The 10,265-nt window shown below is 69.1% G+C and carries 5 protein-coding genes; 2 read left to right on the top strand and 3 right to left on the bottom strand.

What is annotated here, in order from left to right; translation table 11 throughout:
- The first annotated feature begins 609 nt into the window (after positions 1-609).
- A complete protein-coding gene (locus tag ACFZBP_RS05915; protein WP_391410278.1) occupies positions 610-1,956 on the top strand; it encodes a PHB depolymerase family esterase in 1,347 nt (448 codons plus the stop codon).
- A 322-nt stretch (positions 1,957-2,278) separates the two neighbouring features.
- Complete coding sequence (locus tag ACFZBP_RS05920) at positions 2,279-5,104, top strand: glycoside hydrolase family 2 TIM barrel-domain containing protein (protein ID WP_391410280.1); 2,826 nt, start codon at positions 2,279-2,281, stop codon at positions 5,102-5,104.
- A 553-nt stretch (positions 5,105-5,657) separates the two neighbouring features.
- On the opposite strand, the gene ACFZBP_RS05925 is transcribed toward ACFZBP_RS05920, so the two are convergent.
- The 3 genes from ACFZBP_RS05925 to ACFZBP_RS05935 all read right to left on the bottom strand — a co-directional run.
- Positions 5,658-6,764: a ricin-type beta-trefoil lectin domain protein gene (locus ACFZBP_RS05925; protein WP_391410282.1), complete on the bottom strand. Its 1,107-nt coding sequence runs from the start codon at positions 6,762-6,764 to the stop codon at positions 5,658-5,660.
- Positions 6,765-7,026: 262 nt separating this feature from the next.
- Positions 7,027-9,240 (bottom strand): 1,4-beta-glucanase, encoded by a 2,214-nt coding sequence (locus ACFZBP_RS05930; RefSeq protein ID WP_391410284.1) that lies wholly within the window; start codon positions 9,238-9,240, stop codon positions 7,027-7,029.
- Positions 9,241-9,407: 167 nt separating this feature from the next.
- The coding region (locus ACFZBP_RS05935) for an ABC transporter permease subunit (RefSeq protein WP_391410286.1) at positions 9,408-10,265 on the bottom strand (858 nt) is incomplete at its 5' end.

The following is a 10,265-nucleotide window of genomic DNA, read 5'->3' on the forward strand; positions in this document are numbered from 1 at the left end:
TCCACCGGTCGGGTCCGGCCAAGGAGTGAGTACGACATGGGTGGGCAGAGTGAAGTGCGCATATGGGACAGGTGAGTTCGCGAACGAGGGGGCGCCACTACACGTCACGTTGGACGGGCTGGTGCGCGGCGGCTCGGCGGTGATGTCGTACGTACGAAGGGGTTGCTACCGTCGGCACCCGAGCGGGGCGTCATCCGCAGCGACACCGGCGCAAGTTGAAGCTCCGGGCCTCGCGCCGCATGAGAAGCGCATGCTCGGCGTGAGGCGCTGCTCAGGCCGAGGCCCCGGGACGGGGCCTCGACGCAAGCGCCAAGCGCGTGTTCTGGATCGTCGACAACGGCCGGATCGGCTCACCGCAGCGTTCCCGAACACGGTCAGGGTCCACACCTGAAAACCGGTCAAGGTCGGCCGGTGGCCCGTCGGCGAGTGTCGAAGCGCTTCACTTGGCAACTCAAGTTAATGAGAATTCTCTGCTGAAACAGAGGAATGAAGGACACGTGACCTTGCTTCCCTCCAGGCATTGACACCACGTACCGGCCAATGCAAACGTCGAAGCGCTTCACCACGGTCATCCCTCCGGCCGCGCCGGATTTAAGAAAGGACGCCGTCATGTCCCGGAAGCCCATGGAGAGAAGCGTCAGAGATGTACTGGTAGCCCTGCTGATGGCGATCTCGCCGCTGATCGCGGCGCTCGGACTGACCGGCGCCTCGGCCACCACCGCGTCGGCCGCGTCACTGACCGAGGTGACCAACTTCGGCAGCAACCCCGGAAACCTGCGGATGTACGTCTACCGGCCCGACAGCGCTCCGGCACGTCCGGCGGTGGTGGTGGCAGTGCATTACTGCACGGGCACGGGGCCCACGTTCTACGCCAACACGGAGTTCGCCCGCCTGGCCGACCAGCACGGGTTCATCGTCGTCTACCCGGACGCGAACGTCAGCGGGCAGTGCTTCGACGTCTCCTCGCCCCAGGCGCTCAAGCATGACGGGGGCAGTGACCCCACGAGCATCGCCCAGATGGTCCGGTACACCCTGCAGAACATGAACGCCGACCCCGGCCGGGTCTACGTCACCGGCGCCTCGTCCGGCGCGATGACGACCAATGTCATGCTCGGCGCGTACCCCGACCTGTTCAAGGCCGGCGCGGCGTTCATGGGTGTGCCGTTCGGCTGCTTCGCCACCACCAACGGCTCCGGCTGGAACACCGACTGCGCCACCGGCAAGATCACCAAGACCCCGCAGGAGTGGGGCGACCTCGTCCGTAACGCCTACCCCGGGTACACCGGCCCCCGGCCCCGGATGCAGCTGTGGCACGGTACCGAGGACGAAGCGCTGTACTACGCGAACTTCGGTGAAGAGATCAAGCAGTGGACCAATGTGCTAGGGGTGAGCCAGACCCCGGTCTTCACCGACTCCCCGCAGTCCAACTGGACCCGCACCCGCTACGGCTCCACCGGCGCGCAGGCACCGGTCGAGGCGAACAGCTTCCAGGGTGTCGGGCACTCCCTGCCCGAAAGCGGCATGGCGGCCCGGGCCATCACCTTCTTCGGACTCGACGGATCCGGCGGGACCACCACAGGTCCGGTCCGCGCCACCGGTTCGGGCAAGTGCCTGGACGTGCCCGGCTTTTCGCAGACCAACGGCACCCAGACGCAGATCTGGGACTGCAACGGCCAAACGAACCAGACCTGGACCCGCACGTCGACCAAGCAGCTCACCGTCTACGGCGGTGCGAAGTGCCTCGACGCGACCGGCGCCACGGCCGGCGCCAAAGTCGCGCTATGGGACTGCAACGGCGGCACCAACCAGCAATGGAACCTCAACTCCGACGGCACCATCACCGGCGTCCAGTCAGGCCTGTGCCTGGATGTGACCGGTGCCTCCTCCGCCAGCGGCACACTGGTCGGCCTGTGGGACTGCAGCGGGGGCAGCAACCAGCAGTGGCGCCTCGGCTGACACCACCGCCCAGGGCTGAGAGGGCTTCTCGAACGTAAGCGGTGCGTGTCCGCCGGTCACGCCGGCACAGCGGGGTCGATTGCGACAAGGCTCCCGCCTCCGACGCCGAGAAGCGTCGGGGCAGAACCGGGTGTGACGCCGAGTACATGTCGAAGGATGCTGAGAGGCACAGGTGGCCTGGCCTCATGAGCGAGGGCCTCCGAGGGCTGATCTGCGGCGTTGCCGACGCGAGCGCTTCGACTGCCGTATGCCGACCGGACCCGTCGACCACGCGCATGTCCCCGCTGTTCCCTCCCGATGCTTTCTGAAGGCTGGAGATGTCATGCAATTGTCACGTCGTGGCGTTCTGATCCTGGGCGCAGCCGGCGCGGCCCTCGCCGGAGGCCTTCCCACGGGCTCGGCCCGGGCGGCCGAGGCCGAGACGGCGGACGGAACGGACGCTTCCACGCGCACCGAGCGCCTGTATCTGTCCGGCGAGGACGCCGACAACCCGGTTGACTGGGACTTCCTGTGCACCAGCGGGCGGCGCAGCGGTAGTTGGGGCAGCATCCCGGTGCCGTCCAACTGGGAGTTCCATGGATACGGCACGTACAACTACGGGTGGAATCTGCGCCCGGAGGAGAAGGGCCGCTACCGGCACACCTTCACACCGCCCGCCCACTGGCGTGACAGACGCGTCTTCCTCGTCTTCGAAGGGGCGATGACCGAGACCGAGGCGTGGCTCAACGGCGAGTCGGCCGGGCCCGTCCACCGCGGCGGCTTCTACCGGTTCCGGCACGAGGTGACCGGAAAGCTGCGTCCGGGCCAGGACAACCTGCTGGAGGTGACCGTCAGCAAGGAGTCCACCGACGACTCCGTCAACCGGGCCGAACGCCTCGGGGACTACTGGAACTTCGGCGGCATCTACCGCCCAGTCCACCTGGAGGCGTTCCCGCTCCAGCACATCGAACGCATCGCCGTCGACGCCCGCGCCGACGGCACGCTGCGGATCGACGCCCATCTGTCGGGTACCGGTCGCGCCGACCGTCTCGTCGCCCGGGTCACCGACCTCTCCGGGCGCCCGACCGGCGCCCCGTTCACCGCGGCCGTCGCTCCCGGCGACACGAAGGTGACCCTGAAGACCGCTGTGGACTCCCCCCGGCAGTGGACGGCGGAGACCCCGCACCTCTACCGCGTCGAGGTCGCGCTCCGCGCCGACGGCCGCACCGTCCACCGCGTCGACGAGAGGTTCGGCTTCCGCACGATCGAGGTGCGCCCCGGCGACGGCGTGTACGTCAACGGCGCCAAGATCCTCCTCAAGGGAGCCAACCGGCACACCATCTGGCCCACGTCCGGCCGGGCGACCAGCGCCCGCATCAGCCGCAAGGACATCCTCCTGATGCGGGAGATGAACATGAACGCGGTCCGGATGTCCCACTACCCGCCGGACACGCACTTCCTCGACCTCGCCGACGAACTCGGGCTGTACGTGCTCGACGAACTGGCCGGCTGGCAGAAGTCCTACGACGAAGCGGCGGGCAGACCCCTCATCGCCTCGATGGTCACCCGGGATGTCAACCACCCGTCGATCCTGTTCTGGTGCAACGGCAACGAAGGCGGCTGGAACACCGCCCTCGACGACGACTACGCCCGCCACGACCCCCAGCAGCGCACCGTTCTCCACCCCTGGGCGAACTTCGGCGGCATCAACACCGACCACTACGAGTCGTACGACAGCACGCGCCGCATCCTCCAGGAACAGGGCGACGTCTTCATGCCCACCGAGTTCCTCCACGGCCTCTACGACGGCGGCGCCGGCGCCGGGCTCGACGACTACTGGAAGCTGATGGGCCGTGAACGGCTCTCCGCGGGCGGCTTCCTGTGGTCACTGATCGACGAGGGCATCGTGCGAGACGACCTCGGCGGCACCATCGACGTGGCGGGCAACGCCGCTCCCGACGGCATCCTCGGCCCCTTCCGCGAGAAGGAGGCCAGCTTCTACACGATCAAGGACATCTGGTCTCCCGTGCAGCTCGCCGAACCGGAGCGGTTCGCCTCCGGCCTGCCGGACGACTTCGACGGACGGATCGCTCTCAACAACCACTACGCCTTCACCAACACCCTTACCTGTCGGTTCACTTGGCGGCTCCTGGACTTCCGCACCCCCTCGCAGCGGCGGGATGGCCACACCGTGCGCGCCCAGGGCACCGCCTCCGCTCCGGACATCGAACCCGGCGCGCAGGGAGTGCTGCGCCTGCCCCTGCCGTACGGCTGGCGACGCGCCGACGCCGTGGCGCTCACCGTCACCGATGCCGACGGCCGCGAGATCCGCCGCTGGACATGGACCATCGCCTCCGCCGCCGACCAGGCCCGACGGCTGGTACGGACAGGCCCCGGACCAGCCGTACGCGGCCGGCTCGCGGACGACAGGTTCACCCTGGTATCCCGCCACACCACGGTCACGCTCGACGCCACGACGGGCATGCTGGCCGGCGTCACCCACCGGGGGACGGACTTCGCGCTGTCCCGCGGCCCACTGCCCACCACCGGAACGGCCGACCTCGCCCGCCTGACGCACGGGCCCGACGGCAACGGCTACACGGTGCAGGCCGAGTACTCAGGCGTCCTGCGTCACGTCCGGTGGCATCTGCACCCCAGCGGCTGGCTGCAGTTGGGCTACCGCTACCACCTCACCGGCGAGCACGACCTCTTCGGCGTCGGCTTCGACCATCCCGAGTCGCAGGTGACCGGCGTGACATGGCTCGGCCACGGACCGCACAGGGTGTGGAAGAACCGGCTGCGCGGCGTCGCGACGGACGTCTGGACGAAGCAGTACAACGACACCGCGACCGGTGCCGACGGCTGGGTGTACCCGGAGTTCAAGGGCTACCACGCGGACGTCCGCTGGGCGTCCCTGCACACCACCGCCGGACGCATCACCATGGTCTCCGAGGACGAGAACCTCTACCTTCGCCTCTTCACCCCCCGGTTCGGCCCCGACCCCCGCCATACCGCGCCGCCCTTCCCGAAGGGAGACCTGTCGTTCCTCGAGGCCATCCCGGCCATCGGCACCAAGTTCGACGAGCCTGCCGCGCTCGGCCCCAGCGGCGGCCCCACCACGGCGACGGGCGACTACGGTCGAACCCTGTACTTCTCGTTCTCCCAGTAGCGCCTCAACCCCACGCGCCGACGCCGCACCATGCGGCCGAGCCCTCTGCCGACCGGCGCTGCACACAGGTACTCGACCTCGACCTCACTTCCCGAGGCGTGCAGCTGCTCCCACGACCGTGACGGCCAGTGCCGGTAGGCGCCTGGTCCGCCAAGGCGGAGCCCGGGGCACTGGTCTTCCTCTGCGAGAGGGTGCCCTTTCGCGCACCTCCTTCGCCCTCCCGGACGGCTTCCGCTTCTACGAACTTCGTCACACCGGACACACCCTGACGACCCGCTCGCGCGCGCCCTCCGCCCCCGGGTCCAGACATGGACAACCCCCGGGTCCATGACCCGGGGGTTCGTGTCGGAGCAGGTGACGAGCATCGAACTCGCGCTCTCAGCTACCTGGTCGAGCACGCCGAGATCGACTCTGCGCACAGTCGTACGATGCTCGTCCCCGCTGTCCTGCCATGTATGGGCCGACCGCAGCCGGTGACGTCCCCAGCGCGACCCGGCATCGGTGTCCTCCCGGGATCTCAGCCCGAAGAGGGCTCAGATCCCCGGCTCGGGGTTCATCCGGTGGTCAGAGTGGTCCACTTCTGGTTGGAGGCGCCGTTGCAGTCCCACAGCACGAGCTGTGTGCCGTCGGTCGTGGAGGAGCCCGGAACGTCGAGGCAGCGGCCGGAGGCGGGGTTGCGGTAGCCGCCGTTGTAGGGCTGCCAGACCTGGTTGGCGCCGCCGTGGCAGGTCCAGAGCTGCACCTTGGTGCCGTTGGCGGTGTTGCCGCCGGCGGCGTCGAGGCACTTGCCCAGGGAGCGCAGGGTGCCGTCGGTGTAGGCGGACCAGTACTGGTTGGCGCTGTCGCCGCAGCTCCACGTCTGGACGGCGGTCCCGTCGGCGGTGCCGGCGCCGTTGACGTCCAGGCACTTGCCGGCGATGCCGGACTGCACGCGGGAGGGGGCGGGGGCGGGGTTCTGCAGCCACCCGGCCATGTCCGCGGCCTGGACACCACGGTGGAAGGCATCTGCCATCTTCTGGTAGCCCGAGTCGTTGGGATGCAGGGGGTCGGCCAGGTCGGCCGTGGTCAGACTGCTCATGTCGACGAATGCGACCTTCTTGCCCGCGGCCTGTGCGTCGCTGACGATCTGCCGGGTGGCCTGGTTGTACGTGCCCCGCCACCGCTCCTCCGAGCTGCTGGTGGACACGACCAGGGAGGCGACGAGGACGGTTGCGTCGGGGACGTCGGTGGTGATCTGGTTGACCAGCGACCTCAGCCGGGCGATGGCGCTGTCGACCTCGGAGGCCCCTTGGAGGTCGTTGGTGCCGATGTGCAGCGTCACCACGTTGGGCCGGTAACGGGTCAGCGAGGCGTCGGCGAGAGCGGCGATCTGGTCGATGCGGTACCCGGAGTGGCCTTCGTTGTCGGGGTCGGACATCGAACCGCCCCGCACCGTGCCCACGAAGTCCAGCGGATGACCGTCCGCCGCGAGCCGGTTCCACAACGGGCCCCGGTAGCCGTTGCCCGCGCTGCTTCCCACGCCCCAGGTTATGGAGTCGCCCAACGGCATGACCCGCAAAGGCGTGTCGGAGGCGGCGGAGGCAGGGGCCACACCTGCCGCCGTCACCCCGAGCGCGGAGGCGACAAGCGTGACCAGGGGGAGAAGCCAAGACTTTCTCATGCGGTTTCCTCTGTTCTGCGAGTGATTGCTCAATCAGCGGGGCTGATCGCCGCCCGGCCGTACCAGGGTGTGATGCGTGACGACGCCCCTCTCGGCATCCGGCTCTCCGAGCACGTGCAGCCGGCCATCCAGGGCGGGGCGATCGAGGTGGGGTGGCGAGGACCACGCCGATGCCGCCTGCCGGCATCAGCTGCGGGATCCTGCCCAGCCAGCCGAACTCCCTTGCGCCTGGGTGAGGTTCGAGCTTCACCCAGGTCGGGTATCAGGCGGGCTCCCCGTACTGCACTCCGCGTCCGTTGGTGGAGACGTAGACCCGGCCGTACACCCGCGGGTCACCGGTGATGGCGGCTCCGGTCCAGCCCCACTGGTGCCGGTCGTCGTTGATCCGCACCCAGGTCTTCGCCTCGTCGTCGGAGCGGTAGACGGCGTTGAAGCTCTCGATGGCGCCGACCATGTAGATCGCCGGGTAGGAAGCTCCCTCGGCCGCCTTGCCGAAGCCCAGGGTGTGCGATGCCTGACAGCTGCTGACCTTGGTGAAGGCCGCACCTCCGTCGGTCGAGCGGTACAGCCCATTGCCCTTGAGGCTGAGCCACAGGTCGCCGGTGCGGCCCGGGGCAGCCGTCAGCTGGAACTCGCTGTCGCCCGTGCTCAGGCCGGTGGCCCGCGCGGTGAAGGTCTTGCCGCTGTCGGTGCTGGCGAACAGCGTGCCGCTCGTGGTGTCGAAGGCGTAGAAGCGGGTCGGGTCGACGGGGTCCGCGATCGGGGCGGCGCCCTTGGGGAAGGAGGCGACCTCGGACCAGGTGGCGCCGTTGTCGGCGGAGCGGTATCCGGGGTTCGCCGTGCCGAAGGACCACAGCAGCACGCTGCCGTCGGCGCTGGTGGCGATCGGCCCCGGCGCGTCCTTGGCGACAGCGGGCTGCATCTCGAAGGGGGTCCAGGTCTTGCCGCCGTCGTTCGAGTAGGCGCCGTTGCCGTCGTTGCCCCAGCCCGCCCGGACCACGTACGACGGCTTGGCCGCGGCCAGCGACAGGCCCGTCGACGTGCCGAACACCGGGTTCGACGCCATGCCGCGCGACGGCGACGCCGTGAGCCGCTCGTGGTACATCACACCGATGTCTCCGGACCCGCTGAGCAGGTGCGCCTCACCGGTCGGCGGCGAGACCAACTGGCGGATGGCCGCCTCCTCCAGGCCGCGGATCTGCGGGGCCCAGTGCTTGAGGTCGCGGGTGCCGTAGAGGGTCGCGCCGGTGCCGTAGACGACGTGCTGCGAGTCGTACGGGTCGAGGGCGACGGCCTGGATCCACCAGCCGAACTTGGGCTTGTCGCCGCCCCACTTGAGGTAAGGGGTCTCGGAGACGTCGAGGACGGCCCTGTCTTTCAGGGACGTCCAGGTGCGGCCGCCGTCGGTGGAGCGGAAGACGGTGTCGATCTCGGCCCAGCGGTTGTTCGTGGACACCACGAGCGTGCCGGGGCGGCGGGCGTCGACGGCGACACCGCCGTAGCCGAAGGAGTCGGTGGACCCGTCCGTCGCGGTGCCGCCCGGCTTCACGGGCGTCGCCTCGGTCCACTTGCCGTTGGTGGTGCGCAGCTTGTGCACACTGCCGTCGGACTGGCCGTTGGGCCCGGGGGCGTTGGCGTACGTCACGTACAGCTCGCGGGTATGGCGGTCGTACGCGGCGCGGATGGGCACCTTTGCGGCGGTGCCGGCGGGCTGTCCGGGGACGGGCTTGAAGGTCTTCCCGTCGGAGGTGCGGTACAGGTTCGGCTTGTCGGCGGTGCCGTCCGAGTCGCCCCAGCCGGCGTAGACCGCACGGCCCGCGGCGACGAGGAGGGTGACGCCCTGGCCGGTGGAACTCGGGGCGGCCGGGAAGTCCGCGGTCTGCCAAGTGGCGCCGCGGTCGGTGGACTTGAGCAGGCCGTCGTGCCGGGTGCCGAGCCACAGGGTGTCGCTGTCGCGCGGGTCGACGAGCAGCCGCTCACCGCATCCGCGGCCGTCCTCGTTGCCGCCCAGCTTCACGGTGAGGTCGGTGCGCTTCCAGGTGGCCCCGCGGTCCTCGGACCGCAGCACGGCTCCGTTGCCGGCCCAGGACTGCGTGTACGCGCCGAGGGCCAGGTAGAGCCGGTTCGGGTGGGCAGGGTCGACGGCCATCGCCTCGACGCCGAGCAGGTTCCAGTCGTCCCAGCCGAGGTGATCGGTCAGCGGGATCCAGCGGTGGGCCTTGTCGTCCCAGCGGTAGGCGCCGCCGATGTCGGTACGGGCGTAGGCGAGGCCGCGGCAGGCAGGGTGGAAGAGGACGCCGGTGATGAATCCTGTGCCGCCCTGGACGGCGTTGCGCCAGCGGTAGGCGGGAGCGGCGGTCTCGGTGCCGCTTTCGGCGGCCTGCGCACGTCCCTGGATGACGGGCAGGGTGGCGACCGCGGCGGTGGCGGCGGTCCCGGCGAGTACAGCTCTTCTACTGAGGTGGCGCGTGTGCATGACATACCTCTTCGCGTACAGGAACAAGGGGAGGTGACGCTTTCAGGGGCGATCTCGTCTGCGCGGAGCGGTATCGCTGTGTGGCTCTGCCGCATGGGCGCGAGCCACCACAGCGAAGTCGTGGACCCACGACCGACGGCTCTGCGGTGCGGGCCGGGTCAAGGACGTCAGCCCTTGATCGCGCCGGTGAGCATGCCCTTCTTGAAGTGGCGCTGGACGAAGGGGGAGGCGACCGCGACAGGGATCAGCGCGAGGACCATGACGGCCATCTGCAGCCCCAGGGAGGAGAGTTGTCCGGTGCGGACCGCCTGCTGGAGGCCCGACGGGGCCTCGGTGTTCTTCTGGACCAGCTGGATGAGCACGTTCTGCAGCGGCATCATCTGCTGGTCGGTGAGGTAGATGGAGGCGTTGAACCAGGCACTCCAGTACCCGACCGCGTAGAACAGGGAGATGACGGCCAGCACCGCCCGGGACAGCGGCATGATGATGGTCAACAGGATGCGCAGGTCACTGGCCCCGTCGATGCGGGCGGACTCGGTGAGTTCGGGCGAGATCCCCATGAAGAAGGCCCGCAGCACCAGGATGTTGAAGACGCTGACCGCGCTGGGCAGGATCAACGCCAGATACGTGTCGGTCAGCCCGAGCGACTGCACCAGCAGATACGTCGGAATCAGCCCGGCGCCGAAGAACATCGTCGCCATCATGGTCATCAGGAAGAACCGGTGCCCAAGACTCCCCGGCCGGGACAGCCCGTAGGCCGCGAGCACCGACACCGCCATCGAGAACAGCGTGCCGAAGAGCGTGACACCGACCGAGACGATGATCGCCCGGCTGACCTGACCGCCGCTCAGTAGTTCCGTGTAGTTGACGAAGGTGATGCCCTGCGGGATCACGACGAGACCGCCGACCCTGTCGATCACCGGCTTGGGAGAGAGGCTGGTGACGATCACGATCCACAGCGGACCGAGTACCCCCAGGCAGCAGAGCGCCAGGAATGCGCCCTTGGCGGTGAGTCCGGCCTTGCT

Origin of the sequence: Streptomyces sp. NPDC008086, from assembly GCF_042957325.1 — a bacterium.
Classification (GTDB): domain Bacteria; phylum Actinomycetota; class Actinomycetes; order Streptomycetales; family Streptomycetaceae; genus Streptomyces.

What these genes read in the sequence shown, in the direction of transcription:
- ACFZBP_RS05915 (WP_391410278.1), top strand. Translation starts at nt 610, where the DNA reads ATGTCCCGGAAGCCCATGGAGAGAAGCGTCAGAGATGTACTGGTAGCC.
- ACFZBP_RS05920 (WP_391410280.1), top strand. Translation starts at nt 2,279, where the DNA reads ATGCAATTGTCACGTCGTGGCGTTCTGATCCTGGGCGCAGCCGGCGCG.
- ACFZBP_RS05925 (WP_391410282.1), bottom strand. Translation starts at nt 6,764, where the DNA reads ATGAGAAAGTCTTGGCTTCTCCCCCTGGTCACGCTTGTCGCCTCCGCG.
- ACFZBP_RS05930 (WP_391410284.1), bottom strand. Translation starts at nt 9,240, where the DNA reads ATGCACACGCGCCACCTCAGTAGAAGAGCTGTACTCGCCGGGACCGCC.